The 24696-nt window shown below is 54.0% G+C and carries 20 protein-coding genes; 5 read left to right on the plus strand and 15 right to left on the minus strand.

Annotated elements, in window-relative coordinates; translation table 11 throughout:
- Positions 1–148: 148 nt before the first annotated feature.
- A complete protein-coding gene (locus HBA55_RS06920; protein ID WP_166988765.1) occupies positions 149–1849 on the minus strand; it encodes an EAL domain-containing protein in 1701 nt (566 codons plus the stop codon).
- A gap of 23 nt (positions 1850–1872) precedes the next feature.
- Positions 1873–3618 (minus strand): methyl-accepting chemotaxis protein, encoded by a 1746-nt coding sequence (locus HBA55_RS06925; RefSeq protein ID WP_166988767.1) that lies wholly within the window; start codon positions 3616–3618, stop codon positions 1873–1875.
- A 378-nt stretch (positions 3619–3996) separates the two neighbouring features.
- On the opposite strand from HBA55_RS06925, the gene HBA55_RS06930 reads away from it, so the two are divergent.
- Both HBA55_RS06930 and hisA read left to right on the plus strand, forming a co-directional pair.
- A complete protein-coding gene (locus HBA55_RS06930; RefSeq protein WP_166988769.1) occupies positions 3997–4683 on the plus strand; it encodes a helix-turn-helix domain-containing protein in 687 nt (228 codons plus the stop codon).
- A gap of 83 nt (positions 4684–4766) precedes the next feature.
- Positions 4767–5531, plus strand: a complete 765-nt coding sequence (hisA, locus tag HBA55_RS06935) for a phosphoribosylformimino-5-aminoimidazole carboxamide ribotide isomerase (RefSeq protein ID WP_166988771.1) — start codon at positions 4767–4769, stop codon at positions 5529–5531.
- Positions 5532–5553: 22 nt separating this feature from the next.
- On the opposite strand, the gene HBA55_RS06940 is transcribed toward hisA, so the two are convergent.
- From HBA55_RS06940 to miaA, 9 genes are all read right to left on the minus strand, one after another.
- Positions 5554–6540, minus strand: a complete 987-nt coding sequence (locus HBA55_RS06940; protein ID WP_166988773.1) for a LysR family transcriptional regulator — start codon at positions 6538–6540, stop codon at positions 5554–5556.
- A gap of 455 nt (positions 6541–6995) precedes the next feature.
- Positions 6996–8288: an adenylosuccinate synthase gene (locus HBA55_RS06945; protein WP_166988775.1), complete on the minus strand. Its 1293-nt coding sequence runs from the start codon at positions 8286–8288 to the stop codon at positions 6996–6998.
- 29 nt (positions 8289–8317) lie between these two features.
- Positions 8318–9499 (minus strand): ATP phosphoribosyltransferase regulatory subunit, encoded by a 1182-nt coding sequence (locus HBA55_RS06950; RefSeq protein ID WP_166988777.1) that lies wholly within the window; start codon positions 9497–9499, stop codon positions 8318–8320.
- 19 nt (positions 9500–9518) lie between these two features.
- Positions 9519–9764 (minus strand): DUF2065 domain-containing protein, encoded by a 246-nt coding sequence (locus tag HBA55_RS06955; RefSeq protein WP_240945941.1) that lies wholly within the window; start codon positions 9762–9764, stop codon positions 9519–9521.
- A gap of 115 nt (positions 9765–9879) precedes the next feature.
- On the minus strand, positions 9880–10752 hold the full coding sequence (hflC, locus tag HBA55_RS06960; RefSeq protein ID WP_166988779.1) for a protease modulator HflC: 873 nt from the start codon (positions 10750–10752) through the stop codon (positions 9880–9882).
- 2 nt (positions 10753–10754) lie between these two features.
- On the minus strand, positions 10755–11903 hold the full coding sequence (gene hflK / locus HBA55_RS06965) for an FtsH protease activity modulator HflK (protein WP_166988781.1): 1149 nt from the start codon (positions 11901–11903) through the stop codon (positions 10755–10757).
- A 182-nt stretch (positions 11904–12085) separates the two neighbouring features.
- Positions 12086–13378: a ribosome rescue GTPase HflX gene (hflX, locus tag HBA55_RS06970; RefSeq protein WP_166988783.1), complete on the minus strand. Its 1293-nt coding sequence runs from the start codon at positions 13376–13378 to the stop codon at positions 12086–12088.
- A gap of 17 nt (positions 13379–13395) precedes the next feature.
- Positions 13396–13653, minus strand: coding sequence for an RNA chaperone Hfq (gene hfq, locus HBA55_RS06975; RefSeq protein WP_166988785.1), 258 nt, complete (start codon positions 13651–13653; stop codon positions 13396–13398).
- A 157-nt stretch (positions 13654–13810) separates the two neighbouring features.
- Positions 13811–14752 carry a tRNA (adenosine(37)-N6)-dimethylallyltransferase MiaA gene (miaA, locus tag HBA55_RS06980; RefSeq protein WP_240945942.1) on the minus strand — a complete coding sequence of 314 codons (942 nt, stop codon included), beginning with the start codon at positions 14750–14752 and terminating at the stop codon, positions 13811–13813.
- A gap of 315 nt (positions 14753–15067) precedes the next feature.
- Between miaA and HBA55_RS06985 the strand changes: the two genes are divergently transcribed.
- From HBA55_RS06985 to HBA55_RS06995, 3 genes are all read left to right on the plus strand, one after another.
- Positions 15068–15505, plus strand: coding sequence for a substrate-binding domain-containing protein (locus tag HBA55_RS06985; RefSeq protein ID WP_206019596.1), 438 nt, complete (start codon positions 15068–15070; stop codon positions 15503–15505).
- Positions 15474–16745 carry a hypothetical protein gene (locus tag HBA55_RS06990; RefSeq protein WP_166988787.1) on the plus strand — a complete coding sequence of 424 codons (1272 nt, stop codon included), beginning with the start codon at positions 15474–15476 and terminating at the stop codon, positions 16743–16745. The genes HBA55_RS06985 and HBA55_RS06990 overlap by 32 nt, the downstream gene beginning before the upstream one ends.
- Before the next feature lie 116 nt (positions 16746–16861).
- A complete protein-coding gene (locus tag HBA55_RS06995) occupies positions 16862–19231 on the plus strand; it encodes a putative bifunctional diguanylate cyclase/phosphodiesterase (protein ID WP_166988789.1) in 2370 nt (789 codons plus the stop codon).
- Here HBA55_RS06995 and mutL read toward each other — a convergent pair.
- The 4 genes from mutL to HBA55_RS07015 form a co-directional block, all read right to left on the minus strand.
- Positions 19211–21091, minus strand: a complete 1881-nt coding sequence (mutL, locus tag HBA55_RS07000) for a DNA mismatch repair endonuclease MutL (protein ID WP_166988791.1) — start codon at positions 21089–21091, stop codon at positions 19211–19213. The two genes, HBA55_RS06995 and mutL, sit on opposite strands and share 21 nt — an antisense overlap.
- Positions 21092–21128: 37 nt before the next feature.
- On the minus strand, positions 21129–22439 hold the full coding sequence (locus HBA55_RS07005; protein WP_166989527.1) for an N-acetylmuramoyl-L-alanine amidase: 1311 nt from the start codon (positions 22437–22439) through the stop codon (positions 21129–21131).
- Between the two features lie 195 nt (positions 22440–22634).
- Positions 22635–23090: a tRNA (adenosine(37)-N6)-threonylcarbamoyltransferase complex ATPase subunit type 1 TsaE gene (gene tsaE / locus HBA55_RS07010; RefSeq protein WP_166988793.1), complete on the minus strand. Its 456-nt coding sequence runs from the start codon at positions 23088–23090 to the stop codon at positions 22635–22637.
- Entirely contained in the window at positions 23090–24664 is a 1575-nt protein-coding gene (locus tag HBA55_RS07015; RefSeq protein ID WP_166988795.1) for an NAD(P)H-hydrate dehydratase, read from the minus strand. The genes tsaE and HBA55_RS07015 overlap by 1 nt, the downstream gene beginning before the upstream one ends.
- Positions 24665–24696 lie beyond the last annotated feature (32 nt).

The raw sequence follows: 24696 nt of genomic DNA on the forward strand, positions 1-24696 counted from the left end.
GGGGCAATTCCCGCGCTAGTACCACTTGTTCCAAGTTATGAGTATGGCAGGCGTTTAAGGGATTCGCCGAAAATTGACCTGGGTACCATAGGTCTCAATATTTCATTGACTTGGGAACGCCTAAGAATTGGGCTCTGATCCGTACACCTCAAGCCAACGTCTGAAGCACCTGCGGCTGAGAGGAATTCAACTGATCCAACGACTGGGGTTTGGCGTAGAAATAGCCTTGCACTTTCAAGTCTCGATGTCCGACATTCTGTAGCAATCGATCCTGTTGGGCGTTCTCCACACCCTCGACCACGGTGACAACCCCAAGCTTGCTGGTGAGGGCAAGAATCGCCTCCAGGGTGATGCGTTTCTTGTCAGTATTTTCAATATCTGTGGTGATGCCACGATCGATCTTGATGTAGTCCGGGTCCACTTCGTTCAGAAATTCGAAGGTGGCATAACCTGCGCCGAAGTCGTCGAGGGCAAGCAGAAAACCGCATTGCTTCAGATATTGTATACGTCGTCGTACTTGCGCATCCGCGAAGTTGAAATGATCTGTCTCAACCAGCTCCAGCAGGATTCGCCTTCTGGCGATGCCACACTCATCAAGACTCTCGCACAGGTAATCTATCAATCCCTCATCCAGCGCTTGAGCCACATTGAGGTTGAGCGAGAAGATGATGTTATTGTCATGGGTTTCCAGGGCCAATACGGCTTCGATCAAACGATCCACGATCAGCAGACTGAGCTTGTGCAGGCAAGCAAAGGTCTCCGCCAGTCTGATAATCTGCTGTGGAGAAACGAAGCCGAGTTTCGGGTGCCTCCAGCGCAGTAACAGCTCCAAAACCTCCCAGCACCCACTTTGCAGAGCAATGATGGGTTGCCCCACCAGATATATCTGTTTGTCTTCAATCGCCGCTATAAGATCCTGCAGAAGCTGGAATTCCACTTCATTGGTGGCAGCGAGCTGGTCGCGATAAAAGGTCAAGCTGGTTTTTCGTTTGGATCGGGATTGCCGCAGTGCGATTTCCGCCTGACGTAATAGTTCCGCAGAGTCAAAAGCGTCTCCGGGAAAAAGCGCGGCCCCAAGACTCAGCGTGGCAGCAGTTGCGCCCGGTTCGGGTTGTTCGATTGAGCGTAGTGATTGACAGAGCCTCTCCGCCACCTCATGAGCTTGCTCCAGTTGTCGGAAAGGACCGGCCAGAAAAGCAAACTCATCGCTGCCGAGACGATAGACATCTCCTGGACTGTCAACGTTGGCGCGCAGTGTTTGAGATATTTTTTTGAGAAGTTGGTTCGCCCCCTGATGCCCGATTCGTTCGTTGACGGACTTAAAATCATCAACATTCGCCAATAACAGCATATGAATGTCGTCAGCCCGGTTGGCAAAATCAATCCGCATGTCCAAATCCCGCCGAAACATTCGACGATTGCCAAGACCGGTGAGCTCGTCAAAAAAAGCCAGCTGCCGATACTGCTGTTTCAAGGATTCATTTTCTGTAACATCCTCACTGAGTGACAGGTAGAGGGTCACCTTTCCGCCTTCATCTCTGATAGGCGCGATGGATTGCTGCGACCAATAACCGGAACCATCCTTACGCTTGTTGAGGACACGCCCCCTCCAGCGGCGCCCTCCTGAAATGGTGTGCCAAAGGTCGCGATAAAATTTTGGCGGCATTCTTCCCGAGTTAAGTAACCGGGGTGTCTTTCCCAGTACTTCATTGGCTCGATAACCGGTAATTTCGCAGAAGCGAGGGTTGACGTATTTAATTGTGCCGTGAACATCAGTGAGAATAATGGCGCTACCCGCGGCATTGATCACTTGCTTGAGCAGAAATTCATCAATGCTGAGATCCTTCATGGTCATTCTCCCTGTCGAGCGCTCTAGACTTTAAAGCTGCTGGTCATCAGTTGCAGGCTGGTGGCCAGCTCTGCTAATTGGGAACTGGCATTAGCCGTCTGTTGCGCCGCCGCGGAGGTTTCTTCCGTTATCTGACTGATTTCGTCGAAAGAGCGGTTAATGTCTGTTGCTACAACGCCTTGTTGTTCCGCGGCGGTGGCTATTTGATCCGTCATTTGGTCGATGGATTGAATGGCCTCTGAAATGCTGCCCAAGGCCAGCGATAGCTGTTTGCTTTGCTGTTCATTGCGGGCCGCAACCTCACGCCCCTCAATCATTGCCTCTACCGCTTCACGAGTACCATCTTGCAGCTGCTCGATCATCGTATGAATTTCCAAAGTGGACTCTTGGGTACGCTGCGCCAGATTGCGAACTTCATCAGCCACAACGGCAAAGCCGCGGCCCTGGTCACCCGCGCGGGCGGCTTCAATCGCGGCATTTAAAGCCAACAGATTAGTCTGCTCGGCAATTTCGCGAATCACCTCCAGCACCACACCGATCCGATCACTGCTTTGTGCCAGTCGTTCCACAATATCACTGGTTTGGTGCAGACGACGATTCAAGGTATCGATGCTTTCGCGGGCGTTCTCCGCAGCGCTTTGTCCCTGTTGACTGCGCTCACGGCTGCCGCTGGCGGCTTCAGCAGTTGTCGCACAATTTTCCGCAACTTCCTGGATCGACACCGCCATTTGGTTCATCGCGGTGGCGGCTCGACGCGTTTGTTGATGCTGATGGCGCATGCCGCTGCTGGTTTGCGTCGTAACCGCCGAAACTTCTCCGGCCGCTGCGGATAACTGGTCAGAAACTGCTTTGACCTTACTGACAATATCCCGCACCTGTTCACTGAAACGATTAAACGCCAGCGCAATGGCAGAGACTTCTTGCGCCCCATGTACCTCTAGCGTGACTGTCAGATCGTTGTCGCTTTGAGCCTGTTCCAATCTCGCTACGGAAGCGGCCAGCGGCCGGGTCACAATCCAACGGACCAAGAAAACTAACACAACAATCGTGCTGATAACCGTAATCAGGGTCCATTGAATGCCTTGGATCAATCCTTGCTGAATGTCGGCGTTCGCAACTGCCAAGGGGCGAATAATTTCGAAAGCCCCATGCAGATCACCCTCTTGTTTGCCATCCATTTTGAATCCGGTAATGTCCTTACCATCCAACGTGCCCCAAAGCGGTATGGACTGCGCTGGATCTCCATGACAATTCATACAGCTTTTTCCCAATCTGACCGGTCGGAAGTACCTTACCGCGTCCATCTCCTTGTCGATAATAACGTGTTCATTGGCACTTGGGTTATTGGCGAAGAATTCCAGAGCGATATGTTCCAGATCATCCGGTTCGTTACGTATGTCTCGGGCGTTTGCACGCGGCGTTCGAAATTCAAAACCTCCCTCTTTTGCCTTGGCTTTTGCGGATTCCCAGGCAGCCACTACGGGAATTGTGGCTAGGATTTTTTGCTTACGCTCGGCGGTGCTCGCGTAGTTGAGTTGCCGTAACACTTGAGGAGAAAAGATCCCCATCTCCCACTTCGATTCCATATTTTCCCTAACGGATTCAGCCATTAACACCAGATTTCTGGCCGCGTGAATCTCGGCGTTGATAAACTCCTGGCGGCGCTGCCCGGCATTCAGAAGGAGAATCGCAGTTTGAGTGAGAATCACTACGAAAGCTATGGTGATACTGAGTCTTGCTCCCAGAGAATTGAAACCCGGCACTCTCATAATGTGTCCCTTGTTGTTATCGAAACTACGAACAGAAGCATTCTGCTTTTCCCTGTTGTTCAGAACCTGGCGGTTGAAAACATAACCCCTAAAAATGCAGTCTCGTCATATATGCCACTGGATTCGGGCTAACCGTTGACGAGCATCAACGACAACCGGCTTGCAAGGTTATATAGGTATAGGTGCGGGCGGAGCAATAGAAACGTCCTTACCTGTGACAGCTGTAAACTTTCAGTTGATTGTGTTGCCAAAGCGCATCTCATAGAATGTTCACGGTCACAGAAAATCAGAAGTGGCGTTGTAGAGAAAAGCCGCTCAATTCGAACCGCCTGGCGTCTGTTGCACTTAGGACGCTGGCATGGACCGGAAGTCATCAGAGTGCAAAAAGATGAGAAAGCGATTCCGCAGGGATCGGAAATCGAGTTATTGGGGTCATTGGGAGATCGACTCCGCCATTTGCTGAACTGCCGTGACTTGAGCGTCACCGACTTGGCTCGTGAGCTGAATATTTCCCGTCAATCCTGCTATAAGTGGCTGCGGCACAGCGCAATTTCCGATAGCAATTTGCATCGTCTGGCCGACTTTTTTGAAGTATCTCCAGAATGGATCAAGTTCGGCGTTGCCGACCTTTACCGCGCCACCTCTCAATGTGACGTGGAGGCCTGTCTCAGCAACTGTGCACTCAAGCAGAATTTTATTGTGCAACATCAGCAAAGTGAGCTGATCTGGGAGCTGTGTCTGGAGCGAAAATCGCTGATTTGGTATGGCGACAGCCACGGCGTATTTGGCATTGATGCCGATTCATTACCTGCAGATTTGGCCAGGTTGGTCAGCCTGATTGGCGAGGATTACCGAGATATATTTTTGCGCCCGTTACGCCAGGCCATATTGTCTTCAGAACTGGCCACCGTATTGGTGCCCATTTGCGATCGTGACGGAAACCCTTCTCGCTGGCTGAATTGTACGCTCCACGCAAACTGTGCCGGCAAGATGATCGTCGGCAGCTTCAGCGCCACGGAAATGCGCCGCAGCCCCCGTTTGGAACGTGACTGTGCTGACGCCTGAGCCTCCCTAACACAAGTCCAATTGAGCTGGATATCAGGTATAATCGCAGGCTTGAGATTTAAGAAGTAAACCGGAGCCAGACCGTGACCCTTTTCCGCCCCTGTATCGATCTGCACCAAGGCCAGGTCAAACAGATTGTGGGAGGCAGCCTGAACGATCAGGGTGCAGACACCAACTACATCAGCCCTCATGATGCCGGTTACTATGCCGACCTATACCATCAACACGGACTGACCGGCGGTCATGTCATTGCTCTGGGCCCCGGCAATCAGGAACAAGCGCTGAAAGCGTTGTCCGCCTGGCCCGGCGGTCTGCAGTTTGGCGGAGGCGTAACCGCTGAAAACGCAAGCGGCTATCTGGAAGCGGGGGCGTCTCACGTCATCGTTACCTCCTACCTGTTCGAAGACAATGAATTCTCCTGGGATCGACTGGAAAAGGTCAAAGCAGAGACCGGAGCCGAGAGGTTGGTGCTGGACCTCAGTTGCCGTCGCACAGACGGCGGTTGGAATATCGCCACCAACCGTTGGCAGACAATAACCTCAATGCCGGTCAACACCGAATCCCTTAGGGAGCTAGGCCACCATTGCGCCGAATTTCTGATTCACGCCGCCGATGTGGAAGGCTTGCAGGGGGGCATCGACCAGGACCTGGTGCAATTATTGGGAGATTGCTGCCCCATTCCGGTAACCTATGCTGGCGGTGCTCGTCATCTGGATGATCTGAAGCTGGTCAGTAAACTGTCCGCCGGCAAAGTGGATTTGACCATCGGCAGTGCCCTGGACATTTTCGGCGGCCGCGGTGTCACCCTGGATGAGTGCATTCAATGGAACCGGCAAGTCGGTCTATAATCCCGGTAGAAGGCAACCCCGATCAATAGGGTAGATTGCGATTACGCCGCATTTGATCCAGGCTGTCCATGCCTCGCTGTTGTCGATAGTAATCAACGGTATCCGTCATTCGAGCACGCAGAAATTGATGCGCCCGTGAGTGTTGCGTGCGCTCATGCCAGACCATCACGTACTTAAGCATCACCACTTCATCGTCCGGCAAGGGTAGTGCAATCACGTTATTGCTGAGATCCGATTCCTCGATAAAAATCGGAGGACCGGGTAAAAGGTAATCCGTACTCTTGATCACTTGCAATGCGGTAAACAGATGCCCGGTTTGGAGATGCGGCTGAACCTGTGATTCATAGCGAACGAACTGACTATCGCCTTGGGTCACGAATTGCGTTTCTCCCAGATCCGGAATATAGACCCTGACTTGCGGGTAACGGGCTATCATCTCCCATGTCAGGGTCTTGCCTTCCAAGGGGTGACCTTTACGTGCCAGCATGACTGGAGGTGCAAAGCCTACAGTCATGATTTTGTAGTCCGTGGGATAATGCTGACGTTCCACCTCAATCATCAGATCGAGATTTCCCTCGGCCAATTGATCTAATTGGTTATCTGCGCGGCTGAAGGTTTTTAACCGTAGTCCGGGAGCTTGGCTGGCCAGACGTTTCATTAAATCGGGAATCGCCCAAAACCCCACGAAGTCCGGGATGACAAGCTGAAATTCCGCACTGTGGGTTTCAGGCTCAAATTCTTTGCTGGAAACCAGGTCCTGAACACCGCAAAGCAGTCGCGGCAGTTTTTCCGACAGTTCCAACGCACGCGGTGTGGGTACCATGCCAGCAGAAGTACGGGTAAACAGGCGGTCATCAAACAGGTCGCGCAGACGGCCCAGGGTTTTGCTCATCGCAGACTGGGTTAGGTAGAGCCGCTCAGCAGCACGCGATACGCTTTGCTCTTCCAGCATGACCTGCAACGCGACCAGCAGGTTCAGGTCGATTCGGTCAAGGTTTTTAATATCCATTCACACACCAGTTATCAGCCGTACTGGACTCACACTGGCATGCAAGAAATAACACTCAATACAAAAACATACATAAGATAATGTACAGATGTTTTAAGTGCCCAGACCCAATATGACTTAAATTCATGAGATAGTTGAAAATGTACCATTGGAAGAATATTAGTGCACTTTTTACACTGTGCAACAAGCCTAACGGCTAACCCAATTCTTTTCTCTCGGAGGTATTAGTCATGTTGATTACCGTTGGAATTTATGTGTCTTTGCTGGCTGCTGTCGCATACGAGGACTTGCAGGACGTGCTCTAGGCAGCCCTGCCAGTTGCGTTTATTGACAGTCGGTTTCCTACGTACAATCTCTCTTTAGCCCGCGTTGCGGGCTTTTTTATTGACAGGGTATTTCCGGCGGGCATAAAAAAACCGCTCCGGAGAGCGGCTTTTTCGCAGGCGATCAATCCATTATTCGAACGGATGACGCAATACGATGGTCTCAACGCGATCTGGGCCTGTGGAGACGATGTCCGCAGGTGCGCCCACCAGTTCTTCGAGACGTTTGATATAGGCCTGGGCGTTAGCCGGCAGGTCATCCCAGTTCTGGGCACCAAAGGTCGATTCGGTCCAGCCGGGCATTTCCTCATATACAGGCGTCACATCTTCCCAGCCTTCGGCGTCGAAAGGTACGTTGATGCTGTTGCCATCGGCATCCTGATAACCGATACAGATTTTAACCGTTTCCAGACCATCCAGTACGTCCAGCTTGGTCAGGCACAGACCGGAAATACTGTTGATGCGAATGGCATGGCGAACCGCAACCGCATCAAACCAACCGGTGCGGCGCTGACGACCTGTGGTAGCACCAAACTCGTGACCCTTTTCACCCAGATGCTGACCTACATCACAGGACAATTCGGTGGGGAAGGGGCCGCTGCCAACGCGGGTAGTATAGGCCTTGGTAATTCCCAGAACATAGTCCAGATACAGGGGCCCAAATCCGGAACCCGTTGCCGTGCCTCCCGCCGTGGTATTTGAGGAGGTCACAAACGGATAGGTACCATGGTCGATATCCAGCAGTGAACCTTGAGCCCCTTCAAACAGGATGCTTTCGTCGTTTTCGCGGGCACTGTGCAACAGGTCAGTCACATCGGCTACCAACGGACGCAGTTCCTCACCCCAGGCCAGTGCATCCTTCAGCACCACATCATAGTCAACGGCATCAGCCTTGTAGTATTGGGTCAGAGCAAAGTTGTGGTATTCCATGACTTCCTTGAGCTTGGTGGCAAAGCGCTCAGGATTCATCAGGTCACCCAGGCGCAGACCGCGACGGGCAACCTTGTCTTCATAGGCCGGACCGATACCGCGACCTGTTGTGCCGATTTTGGCATTGCCGCGAGCGGCTTCGCGTGCCTGGTCGAGCGCAACGTGGTAAGGGAGGATCAACGGACAGGCGGGAGACAGGCGCAGGCGCTCGCGCACAGGCACACCGTTCTCCTCCAAGCCGGCCATTTCTTTGATCAGGGCATCAGGGGCCAGCACCACACCGTTGCCAATCATGCAGGTCACGCCTTCGCGCAGAATGCCCGAAGGGATCAGGTGAAGTACGGTTTTTTTACCGTCAATCACCAGAGTGTGGCCCGCGTTGTGGCCGCCCTGGAAGCGTGCCACCAGGGATACCTGGTCGGTCAGCAGATCAACGATCTTGCCTTTACCCTCATCACCCCACTGGGTGCCCAAAACAACGACGTTCTTACCCATTGCTCAAATAACTCTCAGATCGATAAAAATTACAGGGATTTGACGCGGTACTCGCCCGCTGCCAATACCAATTGACGGTCACAGTCCACATTAATGTCAGCGACTCCCTGTCCTTCGAAGCCACACACCACCACTTCGCCCTTGGCTCGCAATGCACTGATGGCTTGCCACTGGGCGTTGTCATCGCTAGCCGGCGCAAATATCGCACCCTGGCTGTCGACACGGTTCTTTAACAGGCCGTCAATGGCCGTAATATCCACATTGAATCCGGTTGCCGGCCGGGCATTACCAAATACTTCGCCGACGTGATCATAGCGACCACCATTCGCCACAGCTTCACCATAGCCGGGTGCAAACGCTGCAAACACAATACCCGTATGGTAGTTGTAGCCGCGTAGCTCGCTAAGATCAAAATAAAGGTTTGCCTGGGGGTAGCGTTCGATCACAGCGGCGGATACCGCTTCCAACGCATCGATAGCTGTGGCCACAGCCTCTGGTGCAGCCGCCAGTTGCTTGCGTGCCCGGGCCAGGACTTCACGTCCACCGGCCAATTCAGGCAGAGCACGCAGCATTGCGGCCAGTTCGGGATTCCCGATATTGTCACTGACCCAGCTATCGATATCGGTGACGGCCTTACCTTGCAACAAATCAAACAGATCCTGCTCCTGAGTGGCATCCAGATTGGCCGCTGACGCCAGGGCTCTGAAAATGCCGACGTGACCCAGATCCATATTCAGTTGTTGCAGGCCGCATTCCTGCAGAGAAGCCAGCAAAAGTGATATAACTTCGATATCGGCGCTCAGCCCGGCTTCTCCGTAGAGTTCAACACCCGCTTGAATGGGCAAGCGGGTTGCCAGGGGAGATTTGGGTTTGGCATGCAACACATGACCGGCATAACAAAGGCGAGAAGGGCCTGTGCGCTTGAGGCTGTGCGCGTCGATTCTCGCAGTCTGGGGCGTAATGTCAGCCCGGATGCCCATAGAGCGGCCCGAGAGCTGGTCAGTGACTTTAAAGGTCATCAGATCGATATCTCGGCCCAGGCCAATCAGCAGGGACTCCGTGTACTCGATCAGCGGTGGAATCACCAGCTCGTAGCCCCAGCGTCGGTAGAGGTCCACTAGGCGGCGGCGCAGGGACTCAATGCGAGCGGCCTTTTCAGGAAGAATATCTTCGACACCATCAGGCAATAACCAACGGTCAGCGTAGGTCATGGTCGCTTGTCTGCCTCATTTAATTCATCAGATATAACAGGCCGGCACCCAGCAGCATGCTGAACAGGCCCATATAGCGCAGTTGGTGGTCATTGATATTGGCCAGCTGGGTAACCAGTCGACGCCAACGCTGGGGATAAAGAAACGGGACTATGCCTTCCAGCACCAGCATCAGACACAGCGCTCTGCCCAGTTCTTCCCACATAATTGGCCAATTTGCCCAGATTTGCTCGCCCGCAGGGCGTTTTTCAATGACCTGCCCCATTAATTCCAGCTAGGAGCTCTGGCAAATGGCACAAAAAAACCGGGCCCATTGGACCCGGTTGCGGCATTCTACCACCGTTGGTGGGCCGGGAACAATGTCACACGGCCCGTGGGGGTTATTTACCCTTGCTGTTCTTGAGGTACCGGAAGAAGTCGCTGTCCGGATCAACCAGCATGACGTCGTCTTTGTTCCTAAAGGTTTCCTTATAGGCGTTGAGACTGCGGACAAAGCTGTAGAATTCGGGATCGCGATTGTAGGCGCCGGCGTATATAGCCGCCGCCTTAGCGTCGCCTTCACCGCGCAGCAGTTCTGAATCCCGGTAGGCTTCAGCCTCCAGAATTGTACGCTGGCGATCGGCATCGGCGCGAATGACTTCAGCCTGCTCTTTACCCTTGGAGCGGTGCTCACGGGCTTCCCGCTCACGCTCGGTGGTCATACGGTTGAACACGGAGTCACTGACCTGCTCGGGCAGGTCGATACGCTTGATACGCACATCCACCAGCTCTACACCGTACTCTTCGTTGGTCAGTTTGTTGAGACTGTCTGTGAGGTTGTTCATCAACTGGTCACGTTCACCACTGACCACCTCTTGCAACGAGCGATCGCCAAAGCCATTACGAAGGCCTTCATTGATGCGCTGGGCAAGCAGGCGTTCGGCGCGGGCCTCTTCACCGTTAGTGGCGGTGTAGTACTTGCCCACATCCTGGATGCGCCATTTGGCAAAGGAATCAACAATCATGCCCTTCTTTTCAACCGTCAGGAAACGCTCGGGACGGGCGTCCAGCGTCAGCACACGGCTGTCAAACTTGCGCACCTCATCGGCCATGGGGAATTTAACCCCCAGACCCGGCTGCAGATCGTTATCCACCACCTTGCCAAATCGCAACTTAACCCCACGTTCGGTCTCTTTGATGATATAGAGGGTGTTGGAGGCAACAATGACAGCGATAAAAAAGCTGGCCAAGAGGACCATCATTTTGTTGTTCATGCTTAACGAACCTCCCTGCGGCGGGTGTTGGTGATTGCCTCTCGGCGCAGCTGGTCGGTCACCCGGTCTGTGATTTCACGCACCACCTGTGGGGAGATTTCCATGTTGCGTATGGTCCCGGAGGCGGAGGAATTGACGATCTTGTCCAAGGGCAGGTAGAGCATGTTGTTGCCCCCTTCGACGTCGATCATCACTTTAGAGCTGTTGGCCATTACTTCCTGCACGGCATCCAGATAGAGTCGCTCACGGGTCACCTTGGGCGCCTTTTGATATTCGGCCAGCAGCTGTTCAAAGCGCTTGGCTTCACCTTCGGCCTTCGCAACCACCTGCTCACGGTAGGCGGTGGCCTCTTCGATCATACGCTGTGCCTTACCACGAGCCTCAGGGATGATGCCGTTGGCGTAGGCTTCGGCTTCATTCTTGAGACGCTCTTCGTCTTCACGGGCCTTGTTCACGTCGTCAAATGCAGCCTGTACTTCCCGGGGAGGATTGGTTTCCTGAACGTTGACCTTGTCCACTCGAATCCCGGTTTCATAGGAATCCAGGTACTGCTGCAGTCGGGTTTCCACATCGATGGCGATTTTTTCACGCCCTTCGGTCAGCACTTCGTGCATCTCAGTGGAACCGACAACATGACGCAGGGCACTGTCTGTGGCCTGGGCAAGACTGCGTTCGGGATCGCGGACATTGAGGACAAAGCTCTGGGCATCGTCAACGCGGTATTGAATGGAGAGATTAACCTCCACAATGTTGAGATCCTGGGTCAACATCTCACCACGGGAACTGTGTGTTCGAACTTTGGTCACGTTGAGCCGGGTGACGTCATCGACCAGTGGCGCATTCCAGCGCAGACCCGCATCCTTGGTCTCCAGGTAAACCCCAAAGCGCAACACTACCGCCCGCTCCTGTTCGTTAACCTGATAGAAACCAAACAGCCCGTAAAGGATGGCCACTATCACAAACAACAGGCCCATCGATGCCCCGCTCATACCACCGCCGGTGCCACCACCGCCGGAGCCGCTGCCTAGAATTCCGCTGAGTTTGTCCTGGAACTTCTTCAACGCTTCGTCCAGATCCGGGGGACCGTCATTACCGCGGTTATTGCCCCCCCAGGGATCCTGATTATTACCACCCGGTTCATTCCAGGCCATAGTTTGTCTCCATAATGTCTGTTCACTCCATTCGGCACGGAAGGCACGTGGAATTAGGTGGATTCTAGCAAAGCCGACTGAATTATTAACCGCAAATTACCTTTCTGTGCAGTAATCTTATCGGCATCGATCAATAAATAGTCGATTTGTTTTTCCGAGGCCATGCCGGCCGACATCGCTCGCTAGGCCTGCCAGCTCAAAGCATCAAATTCCAGCTGCTCCTGACTGAGAATACGCAGCAAATCCGTTTTTTGGATGTTGATATCCAGCTCGATAGTGCCGTTGTCGGCATACTGTTCACCGTTAACCGCGTTACTGGCATAGAGCTTGGCGCGCAGCCGCGCCTGATCTGGCTGCAGGTACAACGTCTTTTGGACCCACTCCTGCCCCAGCAATTCCGCCACTGCGTCAAACAGCAGCTCTACACCCTCACCACTGTGGGCGGACAACCAGACCGCGACCGGCATGCCCTGGTCATCCCGGTCAATCCGGGGGTTGGGTTCGTCGAGCAGGTCTATCTTGTTATATACCCTGAGCTGCGGAAGCTCAGAGGCGCCAATCTCTTTGAGCACCTGCTCCACCTGTTCAATATTGCGGCTGCGCTCCTCCGCTGCCGCATCGATAACATGTAACAGAACGTCAGCGCTGGCGGCCTCTTCCAGGGTGGCCCGGAAGGCTTCGACCAAGCGGTGAGGCAGATGGCTGATAAACCCTACCGTATCCGCCAGCACCGCCGCACCAATGCTGGGCAGCTGGATTCGACGCATGGTCGGGTCCAAGGTTGCAAACAGTTGGTCCTGGGCGTAAACATTTGCTGCGGTAATGTAATTGAACAGCGTCGACTTGCCAGCGTTGGTGTAACCCACCAGCGACAGGGTTGGGACTTCCGCGCGCCGGCGTGAGCGCCGGCCCTGGTCACGCTGCCGACGAACCTTCTCCAGGCGCTTTTCGATGGACTTGATGCGCACCCTGAGCAAGCGGCGGTCCGTTTCCAGCTGGGTTTCACCCGGGCCTCGCAGACCGATACCGCCCTTCTGGCGTTCAAGGTGGGTCCATCCGCGAATCAGGCGTGTCGACATGTGGCGCAGTTGCGCCAACTCAACCTGAAGCTTACCTTCGTGGGTTCGCGCACGCTGGGCAAATATGTCCAGAATCAATCCGGTTCTGTCCAACACGCGGCATTTCAGCTCATGTTCGAGGTTCCGCTCCTGACTGGGAGACAGATTGTGATTGAAGATCACCAACTCTGCCTGGTGCAATTGCACGCACTGCTTGAGCTGTTCCAACTTGCCGGTTCCCACGAAATAGCGGGCGTGAGGCGTGGAGCGTTGACCGGTGACAAAATCTACCGGGTCGCCACCAGCAGAAAGGACCAGTTCTTCGAATTCGCGGGGATCATCGGGATCGGTGTGTTGGGGAAATTCCAGGTGAACCAGCACCGCCAGTTCACCGGAATCGGGACGTTCAAAAAACAACGACGTACCTCAAAGTGTTAGCTGTCACTCTCTTCGCCTTCTGAGGCTTGAGGGTTGAGCATCGGCACACGCACAGCCCGCGACGGAACAACCGTGGAGATGGCGTGTTTATATACCATTTGACTGACTGTGTTCTTCAGCAGAACTACGAATTGGTCGAAGGATTCGACCTGCCCCTGTAATTTAATGCCGTTCACCAAATAGATGGAAACGGGAATGCGCTCTTTGCGCAAGACGTTTAGGTAAGGGTCTTGTAGGCTATGCCCTTTTGACATAATTATTCTCCTTCTCTTCGAATATACAAAAGCGTAATCGCACACCGCCAAAAAAGACCGGTAAATCAACGGGTTACCGGAGGCGGCAATAAACGTTATGAAACATAACTGCAATAAACTGACTGTAGCTGAATCCAAAGGATTCAACACAGCCCTATTATAGGGCCTGTTCGGGTAAAAAGTTTAAAATTTCGTTGACGAGCACACTTTTTTTGCGACTTTGCCCCTCAGGGGTGTCTGTATAGACCCAATTGAGGCCCTCCCAGCCCCTGAGCCAGGTCAGCTGTCTTTTCGCCAGCTGGCGGGTCGCAGCGGTGGCACGCTCGATCATTTCCTGCTGCGAAGATTCCCCCGTCAGGTATTCCCATACCTGACGATACCCAACCGCTCGTATAGCCGGCAGATCGGGATGCAAGTCCCCCCGTTGCATCAGCCCTTTGACCTCCTCAAGCAGCCCATGTTCCAACATTTTTTCAAATCGGGTTTCAATGCGCCGATGCAGGACAGAGCGGTCTCTGGGTGCAATGGCAAACTGTGCCACGTCATATCGTTGGTGCAGATCCTGTGCCTGGCGGTCTTGCTCCGCGCGCAGCTCAGTCATGGTGCGTCCGCTGCTGCGATAAACCTCCAGAGCACGGCTCAAGCGCTGTGAGTGATTGGGATGAATCTCTGCCGCCGCATGGGGATCCACCGCTGCCAATTGTTGGTGAATAAATGGCCAGCCTTTCTCTTCTGCTTCTTTCTCTATCTGCTCCCGGATTTCAGGGGCGGCCGCCGGCATGTCGGCAAGCCCTTCCAGCAAGGCCTTGAAATACAGCATGGTGCCACCGACCAGCAAGGGTATTCGCCCGCTTTGATGGATATCATCGATCTCTCGCAGGGCATCGGTTCTAAAATCAGCGGCCGAATAAGGCTCTGCCGGATCCCGGATATCCAGTAACCGATGGGGGGCCGCTCGCTGCTCTTCCTCACTCGGTTTGGCCGAGCCCACATCCAAGCCCTGATAAACCAGGGCGGAATCCACACTGATCAGTTCAACCGGCAATTGCTGGCGCAGCGCAATAGCCAGATCCGTTTTACCCGAGGCTGTTGGGCCCATCAGGAATATCACCAAGGGTTTGCCGGTGCGGGAGCGAGAAGGTGCGTTAGACATCATCAACATGGCATTGAGAAAAACCTGTGCATATTACCAGTCTTTGCCCCGGGATCGAAAATTTGAGTTTGGGCGGCAACCCAAAAGTCAAGAATCTGAACTACACTCTGGGAGAAACCTCCCTGGAATGGCGCGTCAAGCATTTGGGCAACCCTCAAACAAGGATGCGGAGGCCAAGTGATTCAACCACTCATTGCACTTCCTGATGTTGCAAGAGGATCTGTAGCGCGGTCCTCACAACGCGGTTCTGGTGTGCCCACGATGCGCAGATATTTGTCCCGCTGCCTGATTCTGTGGCTGTGTCTGGCAGGCCCCTCTATGGCGGATGCCAGGTTGACCTTGAATCCGCCTCCCCACGTCGAATCGTTGAGTCTCAATGAAGTGAGGGCTATTTTCAGTATGCGGGTAAGGGCCTGGCCCGACGGCAGCCCCATCACCGTGTTTGTGCTGCCGGATGACGACCCTCAGCATCAAACATTCGTCCGTCAAGTTCTGACGCTGCTTCCACATCAATTGCGCCGAAACTGGAACCGCTTGGTCTACACAGGTATCGGCCAGGCCCCCGTTGAGGTTGCCAGCGAAACGGAAATGCGCCGTCGTCTCGCTGCAACCCCGGGAAGCATCGGCTACTTGAACACTGATGCCAATGAACATAAAGGAAACGCCCATGGACGCCTTGTTGTTGTCTCGCTGCGTTAGTGACAGGGTCGGCGCGCGAAACTCGCGCTTGTTAAACCTGTTGGCATTGTTATTCAGCCTCAGTTACGCCGCCGCCACCGCAGCGACTGAATTGACTCAACCCAAGCTACACGGGTACGTCAGCCAGGGATTGACGCTGACCAGTGATAATCGGTTCTTTGGCGATAGCGAAGAGCTCAGCTGGGAATTCACCGATGTCGCGGTTGGTTTCACTTGGCGCCCCTACACAAAACTTCAGATTGCAGGACAGGCGCTGTACCGGCGAGCGGGCGACACCTCCCGTGATGATGTCTATACGGATTATGCACTGATGGATCTGACCCTGATGCAGGAACTGTCGGGGCAGGCAGGCTTCAGAGCGGGGAGAATCAAGAACCCTTATGGCTTTTACAACGACACCCGGGATGTCGCCGCCAATCGCCCCTCGGTGCTCTTGGCTGAGTCAATCTATCGAGATCCCATCAGAGATGTCTATCACACCTCGGACTCGGTTTCCTTTTACGGGAACTATTATCTGGGTGAACACCTCTTCCAGCTCGACTTGCTCAAGGGAACGCCGCAGATGACGGATCTGGTCGAAAACGAATTTCTGATCCCTATAGGCATGCAAGGCGACCTGGTGGACGAGGAGATTGAACTCGGCAGAGTGTTGTTGGAAAGCTATGGCGGTTTACTCAGATTTGCTTACACTCAAGTACGCGTTCAGTCGGATCTGGAACCGGATCCCGGGACCCGTCAGGTGGAAGTGGAACCTGGGGTTTTCGTTACTATACCTCTCCATGGATATCCCGGGCGCACAGTGACCAGAGTCAAACTCTGGTCCGCCGAACTGAACTACGAAGACTGGCAATTGACGTCCGAGTTCCAAAACCTCACCTTTCATCGCCGCGACAGCTCACCAAGAGGGCGAGTGAATCAACCGACACGCAGCTTTTACATCAGCGCCGCTTACCGTATAAGCGGCAGCTGGCAGGTATTCATCCGCAGGGATATCTATTACGCGCACAAGGACGACAAGCATGGTCGCGAGTTCGAATCCGCTACCGCAATCCCCTCGTACACACAATATGCCTACGACACGACGCTGGGGTTACGTTATAACGCGGGCAAGCGCTGGCATATAGGCGTCGAAGCACACCGAATCAAGGGAACCGCCTGGCTGTCTCACAATGAGAATAACCTGGCGCAATCGGAAAAGAACTGGTCTCTTTTTGTGGCCAAAGTGAGTTATCAGTTTTGAATGCTTCAAGAGATAAATCCAATCTTTTTTTCAGCCTCAAATGGAAGGCCATCAGCCTGATACTAGCCGTGCTGTTGACACTGTGTGGCTTCTTGGTTTTCCTGAATTCCTACCAGATGAGTTCCCTCGCGTCCCAGCAACAACAAAGCAATTTTCACGACTTACAAAATGAGCTATCCGGATTATTATTGCAATCCTATCGCCAGAGTCTGCAACTGATCGACCTGATACCATCTCTGGGTAGTGGCGATGCAGAAAATCGTGGAGACTCGCATTCTCTGATCGATAATTTGAATCGAAATTGGCCCACGCTTCAGCTGAACTGGGGCATTGAATCTGCAACACTCTTTGATGAACATGGTAAACGAATCTGGCAAACTGACCTTGGTAACAACCTGTCCGGCGAAATGGCGCCAGCCCCGATCTGGCAAATAGACTGCCATACCACCTGCAGACAAGTCATCAATTCACCCGTCATCGACGATCACGGCAACGCTTATCACATCCAGCTGGAGGTTTCCCTGGCGGATCTGCTCATTGACTTCAGTCTGATCGCCAACACCAGCATTGGCATTCTCATCCCCTCGGTCGATAACCGGGGAGTATCTGTTAAAGATCTGAAGAATTGGCAACAGACCATTAAGTTAATGACCAATCCCAGTCAGTCACTGCCACTGCTGCAAAAGTTGCAACGGTCTGTCAACTTTAGTAATGCTGTCAACAACATACAATCCATACAGGTGGATGAAAACACCTATGAAGTGTCGCTGACATCGCTACCTAACGTACCTGATTCCGTCCATTTTGTTATTGTGGTGGACGTCTCCAAACGCTCTCAGTGGATGGAGTCCGCGCAGAATTTCCACATCGTGGTTGCCATAGGCGGCATTACCCTGTCTTGTCTCCTGTTACTGTCTTTGCTTTGGCAACCCATCAGCCGGTTGCATCAGCAGGCGCAGTTACTGCCATTATTGATAACCGGAGAATTCTCCACGGCGCTCGACCGACTAAAGAAAAACCGGACAACCCATTGGTTTAGAGACGAAATCGATATCCTCAATGAAACCGAGGAAGAGGTGTGTCGAAAACTCACTGACATGCGCCAGGACATCAACCGCAAAGCCGACACGCTGCACGCCATGGCCATGTACGACAGCCTGACGGATCTGGCCAACCGCCGCGCCTTTATGGAGTACATTTCAGAAGCCTTGCAAAACGAAGATATTGAATCACATCCATTTGCACTGTTGTTTATTGATTTGGACAATTTTAAGCGCATTAATGACTCGATGGGTCATAACGCCGGCGACGAACTGTTGAAAATCGTCGCGCAGCGGCTGCGCAGTTGTGTGCGCAACACAGATATTATTGCCCGGCTTGGCGGGGATGAATTCTGTATTATTATCAACGGCCTCAATGACGAAAGTGATCATGAAATTGTCGCTGACCATTTACTCAAGCGACTGCGGGTACCCATCAGACTCCGTTCCACAGAGTTGATTATCTCCGCCAGTATTGGCATCGTCACCGCTCCCAAGGATGGTCGCACCAGTGAAGATCTTTTGCAAAATGCCGATCTGGCGATGTACAAAGCAAAAGCCCTGGGTCGCAATAAATTCCAGCGCTTTGATCGCATCATGACAGATCAAGCCGTTGAACAGCTGGCCATGGAGAGTGAGCTGAGGCGGGCTATCCGCGCGCAGGAATTTGTTCTGCATTACCAGCCTCAGGTGGACCTTGCCAAAGGCACCATTATCGGTTTCGAGGCGTTGGTTCGATGGCAGCATCCCGACAGGGGGCTGCTGTATCCCGACCGCTTTATCGGTCTATTGGAAGAAACGGGACTGATTGTGCCCCTGGGCAGTTGGATTATCGACGAATCCTGTCGGCAATTGCACGAGTGGCAGTTGAGAGGGGCCGGAGATATACGACTGGCCATAAACATCTCGCCCCGACAGCTGCAGAACTGCGATCTCGCCAATCAGGTAGAGCAGGCATTGCGACGTCACGAGCTCAGTCCCGATTGCCTTGAACTGGAAATCACAGAATCTATGTTGATGGATAACATTGAACTGACCAGCCGCCAGTTGAGAAGTCTGCAGGTATTGGGGGTTACCGTGGCCATTGATGATTTTGGCACCGGTCATTCCTCATTAAGCTATCTGAAATCACTGCCACTCGACATCCTTAAAATCGATCGATCTTTTATTAAGGATTTGACGCAAGAAAAGGACGATGAAGAAATCGTCAGTGCCATTATTGCCATGGCCCACAAACTGAATTTACTGGTAGTCGCGGAGGGCATAGAGACCGAAGCTCACCAGAGTATTCTGAACCATCACCAATGCGATTTTGGCCAGGGCTACTTGTATTCAAAACCACTCACGGCCGAACAAGCCCTGGAGTTCGTCTGCATGCAACAGACACAAATCGAGACACTCGCCAATGTGGTGCAGGACTCGGCACTACTGGCCTCGCAGAAATAGTTTGTCCAATTCGTCCAGTGTCTGCAGCGTCCAGGTGGGCCGGCCATGGTTGCACTGACCACTGCGTTCGGTGGCCTCCATGTCCCTCAGCAGTGCATTCATTTCGGCTATGCTCAACTTGCGATTGGCCCGCACCGAACCGTGACAAGCCATGGTCGCCAGAATCTCATTGATATGGTGACTGATTCGTTTACTGGAACCGTATTCCACCAGATCCGACAACACATCTCGCACCAATTGCTCCACGTTTGCACGATTGAGCAATACCGGTATCTGTCGAATCAGCAAACTTTCAGGTCCCGCCCGCTGTAATTCAAACCCCAAGGAGCGGAACGTTTCCGGGTGCTGTTCAGCCAGATCGGCCTCCTTCTGACTGACGGCGATCGTCTCTGGAACCAGCAGCGGTTGCGCCTGAAGCCCTTCGGCGGTCACTGCCTGCTTCATTCGCTCGTAGGTAATGCGCTCGTGGGCCGCATGCATATCGACAACCACCAATCCCTGGGCGTTCTCCGCAAGAATATAAATACCCTTGAGTTGAGCAATCGCATAGCCCAGCGGTGGCACTTCACCATTGGCCGCCTCAATATCCTGCATGCTCGGCACCGGGGCAGTCGATGTATGTTGTGCTGTCGGTATACTGTTGCTAATGGGCGCCTGGTATTGGCCTGCCTGAGGCTCCACGGAATATAGCTGCTGATAAGCTGGCATTTGCTCACGCACGGAATTGGGTGAGTGACTCGTTGGCCGAAAACTCATGGCTTCTTGCTGTTTGAACTCTCCGGCCGCAATTCCGCTCGCCGCTGCATTGGGCGAGGGAACCAGTGAGTCTTCCGTAGGTGAAGTGAGCTGATCCTGGGGCCTCACCTCAGCCAGGGCATGATGCAGACTTCGGAACAGAAAGTCGTGCACCATGCGACTGTCGCGAAACCGGACCTCATGCTTGGTTGGATGTACGTTGACATCCACCGTCGACGGGTCCAACTCAAGATACAAAACAAAAGCGGGATGACGACCATGAAACAGCACATCCTGATAGGCCTGCCTGACGGCATGAGTGACCAGTTTGTCTCTGATGGCGCGGCCATTGACGTAAAAATGCTGCAGGTCTGCCTGGCTGCGGGAAAACGTGGGCAGCGCCACCCACCCCCAAAGCCGCAAACCACTGCGCTCAACATCGATATGTACGGCGTTTTCCATAAACGCCGGACCGCACACCTGCGCCACGCGGCGCTCGCGTTCGAGTTGCGACGAAGCCGCCCGCCAACTGTGAATCACCCGGCCATTGTGTCGTAAGTTAAAGGAAACCTGAAATTGCGACAGCGCCAGACGTTTTACCACATCCTCAATGCGGTTGTACTCTGTCTTTTCGGTGCGTAAGAACTTGCGCCTGGCGGGGGTGTTAAAAAACAGATCGCGTACCTCCACCGTGGTCCCCTGAGGATGGGCAGCGGGAGATACTTCAGTGTGCATATCCCGCCCTTCGGCCTGAGCGCACCAACCATTGCTGGCCTCCCCGGTATTGCTGGTAATGGTCAGACGCGAAACAGAACTGATACTGGCCAGAGCCTCTCCCCGAAACCCCAACGTGGCGACCGCCTCCAGGTCATCGAGGTGATAGATTTTGCTGGTGGCATGGCGACTCAGAGCCAACGGCAGGTCGTCTTTGGCAATGCCGCCGCCGTTGTCCCTCACCCGCATCAGTTTGATGCCACCATTCTCTATGTCAACATCCAGTCGGGTCGCGCCTGCGTCCAGACTGTTTTCCAGAACCTCCTTGATCACCGAAGCCGGGCGTTCCACCACCTCACCGGCAGCGATCTGGTTGGCAAGACGGGGACTGAGTAGTTGTATTTTTGACATGGATAAACCGTGAATTGTGTTTGACTGCCGATTGGGTTCAGGAGGCAGGTATTTTGAGGCGTTGGCCAACTTTAATGGAACTGCCGTTAAGTCGATTGGCCTTCTGCAGGTCTCTGACGCTGACATCATAGCGGCGGGCGATGGCGCTGAGGGTGTCACCGCGGGCAATAATATGCTCTCGTGCTTGACGCCCTGTCTTACCGCCGTTCACAGCGGCGACCTGAACGCTACCGTTTTGTACAGCAGCTACATAGGTTCCCGCTGGCGGAAATGCACTGAAGTGCTCCTTGATCCCCTTAAAGATCGCCTTCGAGAGATTTCTGCGGTAATACTGACTGTTCAGTTTCTTGGCTTCGTCCGGGTTGGAAATAAAACCCGTTTCAACCAAGATACTGGGTACATCCGGCGACTTCAGTACCGCAAAGCCGGCCTGCTCCACCTGTTGCTTGTGCAGGCGAGCTACCGAATCCATATTGGACAGTACCTTGCTGCCCACCTGCAGACTGGAACCCAGAGTGGCGGTCATCGAAAGGTCCACCAGAACGCCGCGCAATACGGCATCCTTGTCATCCAGACTGACGCTGCCGACACCTCCGATCAGATCAGCCTCATTTTCCTTTTGTGCCAGAAAGCGTGCCGTCTCACTGGTCGCCCCCCGACGGGAAAGCGCGAAAACCGAGGCTCCACGAGCTTTGGGATTTTTGAAGGCATCGGCATGAATGGAAACAAACAGATCAGCCCTTTTTTCTCTGGCCAGATTGCGGCGCTTGCGCAAGCCAATGTAGTAGTCTCCGGTTCGGATCAGCTCCGCCCGATAACCTTTTTCGGCATTGATCAGCGTCGCCAGCTGTTTGCTGATGGCGAGTACAACATCTTTTTCACGCAGCCGCCGCTTGCCTATTTTGGGCCCCAGGGCCCCCGGGTCTTCGCCGCCATGCCCCGCATCAATAGCGATAATGATATCCCGCTGCTTTTGTGCCTGGGAAACCGCCTTGGGTACTGTCTTTTCCTTGACCTTTCTGCGATCAAACAAGTCCACCACCAGGCGGTCATTCTTGTCTCCGTGTTTTTTCAGCAGAAAGCTCTTGGGCTGGATTTGCGCCGTCAGATCCAATACCACACGAAGGTCTTTGCCATTGCGAGGTGCGCTGCGGACTTTTTTGATCGGAGTTTTATCGATCTGCAGGTTCGATAAGCTCGCTTTCAAACGCGTGTCTTTGAGATCAATCACAATCCGGGATGGGTTATCGAGCGTAAACAACTTGTGCTGTGCCGGTGCACTGAGATCAAATACCAAACGCGTGTGGTCCGGTGCCCGCCAGATACGAACGCTGTCCACATCGGTCATCGCCCGGGCAATCGGGACTGTGCACAGGGCCAGAATAACGGCAATCCAAAGCGGCAGTTTCAATGTAGCGGCCCTAAACTCTGGCAAATAAATGCAGGAACATAGACACAGGAAAAAAGATCTCTCATTGATTGATCAATTGATAGCCAGGATAATATGTCAAACTTCCGCACAAAACGCCAACATCCCCCCTGGTTACTCTGACACCAGTCGCGCCAGAATGTCTTCACCACGCGCTGTGCCCGCACGCAAGATCATTTCTCGTCCGGGAGGCTTTGAACCCAGTGTTACCTCGATATCCGCCAGGGGCAATATGCCTGCACCGCGTTCGGGCCATTCAACCAGGCACACATTGTCATCCTCGAAGTAATCCCGAATGCCCATGTATTCAAGTTCCTCAGGATCCCCCAATCGGTAAAGGTCAAAGTGATAAAGCGTGCAATCCGAAAGCTCATAAGGTTCCACGAGGGTATAAGTGGGGCTCTTAACCGCTCCTGAATGACCGAATGATTGCAGCACACCGCGACTAAAGGTGGTTTTTCCGGCCCCGAGATCTCCTTGCAGAAAAATCACGGCTCCGGCATCCAGACTGTTGCCAAGACGCTGTCCCCAGGCCACGGTGGCATCCTCATCAGTCAGATACTTGACCATCACACAGCCACCTCGCTATTGAGCAGTTGGCGGGCATAAAGCAACAGATCGGTTGCCAGCAACCCCCTTTGGCCCGACTCTTCCGCCGCCAGGTCCGCAGCGCTGCCATGCAGACACACCGCCAGGCAAGTCGCATCCAGTGGCGACAGTCCCTGTGCCAGCAGCGCACCGATCATCCCGCTCAATACATCGCCCATGCCTCCGCTGGCCATGCCGGGATTGCCCACATTAGCAACATACACTTGTTGCTCATCGGCAATCAGCGTCCCGGCTCCCTTCAATAAAACCACACCGCCGTATTTGCGCTGCAGTGTCTGCACTGCCTTGAAGCGGTCCGCCTGCACTTCAGCAACACTGCAGCCCAATAGGCGTGCCGCCTCGCCGGGATGTGGTGTCAACACTCGGTTGGCACGAGGCGTCGATTCAACAACCTTCCCTTCTGCCAGAATATTAAGGGCATCGGCATCCAGCACTTGGGGCAAATCGCTCTGCGCCGCCTGAAGGAGCAATTGCTCGGACCAGGGCGAGCGCCCCAGCCCGGGGCCAATCACCAGAACGCTGGGACGCTGCAACAGTGGTTTGAGTTCCTGTCCACTCGCGACAGCGGTTGCCATCAACTCCGGACATCTGGCAATGATTGCCGCCAGATGTTCAGCTCTGGTGACCACACTGGTCAGCCCCGATCCGCACCGGGCGGCGGCTTCACCCGCCATCAGTGCGGCGCCGGCAAATCCATGGTCACCGCCTACGACCATCACATGACCAAAGTGTCCCTTGTGGCTGTCGGCATCGCGGGCAGGCAGCCGCTCCAGCAAAGTCGCCAGATCCAGCCTGTGGGAGGCCGGTGGCAAGGCGGCGGTAATTTCCTCAGCCAATTCCAGATCGGAATAGAGCAGTTGGCCGCACAGGGCCGGACCTCTGCCGCTGAGCAACCCCTGTTTCAGTCCGATGAAGCTGATCGTGACCTCGGCCTTTACGGCCAATCCCAATTCGACGCCGGTATCCGCACACAAACCGGAGGGCAGATCCACCGACAACACGGGCAGACCACTGGCATTGATTTTTTCGATGGCTTGGCGGTACTCGCTACGGACGTCGCCCTTTAAGCCGGTGCCAAGCAGGGCATCCACCAGCACGGAGGCGGGTACAGGTTGCTGTTCGTCAAACGGCTGCATCAACACCCCTTCTCGCAGGGCAAATTCATAGGCCCTCAGGGCGTCTCCCTTAAGCTTTTCTGGCGCGGCAACATGCACAACTGTCACCGGAATACGGCGTTGAGCCGCCAGGGCTGCCACAATATAACCATCACCGCCATTGTTGCCGGCACCGCAGAACACTGTGATTTGTTCAGTCTCCGGCCAGCGATCCAACAGTGCCCCAAAAGCAGCACGACCGGCACGTTTCATGAGTCGGATACCGGCAACCTGGTGCTCTTCAATCGCGATCCGATCCAGCTCCCGGACCTGTTCGGCCAGGTACAGCTGGGTGGGAAGCCGGGTGGTGTAACGGGCAACTCCATTGGAATATGCAGATGAAGGGGTGATGGAAAACTCATCGGAGGGGCTGGTAGCCATGTAGTGCTCTCGAATCTGGAGGAAATCTGGCA

The sequence above is a fragment of the Pseudomaricurvus alkylphenolicus genome, assembly GCF_011683955.1.
GTDB classification, from domain to species: Bacteria; Pseudomonadota; Gammaproteobacteria; order Pseudomonadales; family Cellvibrionaceae; genus Pseudomaricurvus; species Pseudomaricurvus alkylphenolicus.

Bases quoted from the DNA above. Each gene is read 5' to 3' on its own strand.
- HBA55_RS07015 (WP_166988795.1), bottom strand. From the start codon at position 24,664: ATGGCTACCAGCCCCTCCGATGAGTTTTCCATCACCCCTTCATCTGCA.
- HBA55_RS06985 (WP_206019596.1), top strand. From the start codon at position 15,068: ATGCGCAGATATTTGTCCCGCTGCCTGATTCTGTGGCTGTGTCTGGCA.
- HBA55_RS06945 (WP_166988775.1), bottom strand. From the start codon at position 8,288: ATGGGTAAGAACGTCGTTGTTTTGGGCACCCAGTGGGGTGATGAGGGT.
- hflK (WP_166988781.1), bottom strand. From the start codon at position 11,903: ATGGCCTGGAATGAACCGGGTGGTAATAATCAGGATCCCTGGGGGGGC.
- hfq (WP_166988785.1), bottom strand. From the start codon at position 13,653: ATGTCAAAAGGGCATAGCCTACAAGACCCTTACCTAAACGTCTTGCGC.
- HBA55_RS06925 (WP_166988767.1), bottom strand. From the start codon at position 3,618: ATGAGAGTGCCGGGTTTCAATTCTCTGGGAGCAAGACTCAGTATCACC.
- HBA55_RS06955 (WP_240945941.1), bottom strand. From the start codon at position 9,764: ATGGGGCAGGTCATTGAAAAACGCCCTGCGGGCGAGCAAATCTGGGCA.
- miaA (WP_240945942.1), bottom strand. From the start codon at position 14,752: ATGGGCCCAACAGCCTCGGGTAAAACGGATCTGGCTATTGCGCTGCGC.
- HBA55_RS06940 (WP_166988773.1), bottom strand. From the start codon at position 6,540: ATGGATATTAAAAACCTTGACCGAATCGACCTGAACCTGCTGGTCGCG.
- HBA55_RS06920 (WP_166988765.1), bottom strand. From the start codon at position 1,849: ATGAAGGATCTCAGCATTGATGAATTTCTGCTCAAGCAAGTGATCAAT.
- hflC (WP_166988779.1), bottom strand. From the start codon at position 10,752: ATGAACAACAAAATGATGGTCCTCTTGGCCAGCTTTTTTATCGCTGTC.
- HBA55_RS06990 (WP_166988787.1), top strand. From the start codon at position 15,474: ATGGACGCCTTGTTGTTGTCTCGCTGCGTTAGTGACAGGGTCGGCGCG.
- HBA55_RS06950 (WP_166988777.1), bottom strand. From the start codon at position 9,499: ATGACCTACGCTGACCGTTGGTTATTGCCTGATGGTGTCGAAGATATT.
- HBA55_RS07005 (WP_166989527.1), bottom strand. From the start codon at position 22,439: ATGACCGATGTGGACAGCGTTCGTATCTGGCGGGCACCGGACCACACG.
- tsaE (WP_166988793.1), bottom strand. From the start codon at position 23,090: ATGGTCAAGTATCTGACTGATGAGGATGCCACCGTGGCCTGGGGACAG.
- mutL (WP_166988791.1), bottom strand. From the start codon at position 21,091: ATGTCAAAAATACAACTACTCAGTCCCCGTCTTGCCAACCAGATCGCT.
- HBA55_RS06995 (WP_166988789.1), top strand. From the start codon at position 16,862: ATGAGTTCCCTCGCGTCCCAGCAACAACAAAGCAATTTTCACGACTTA.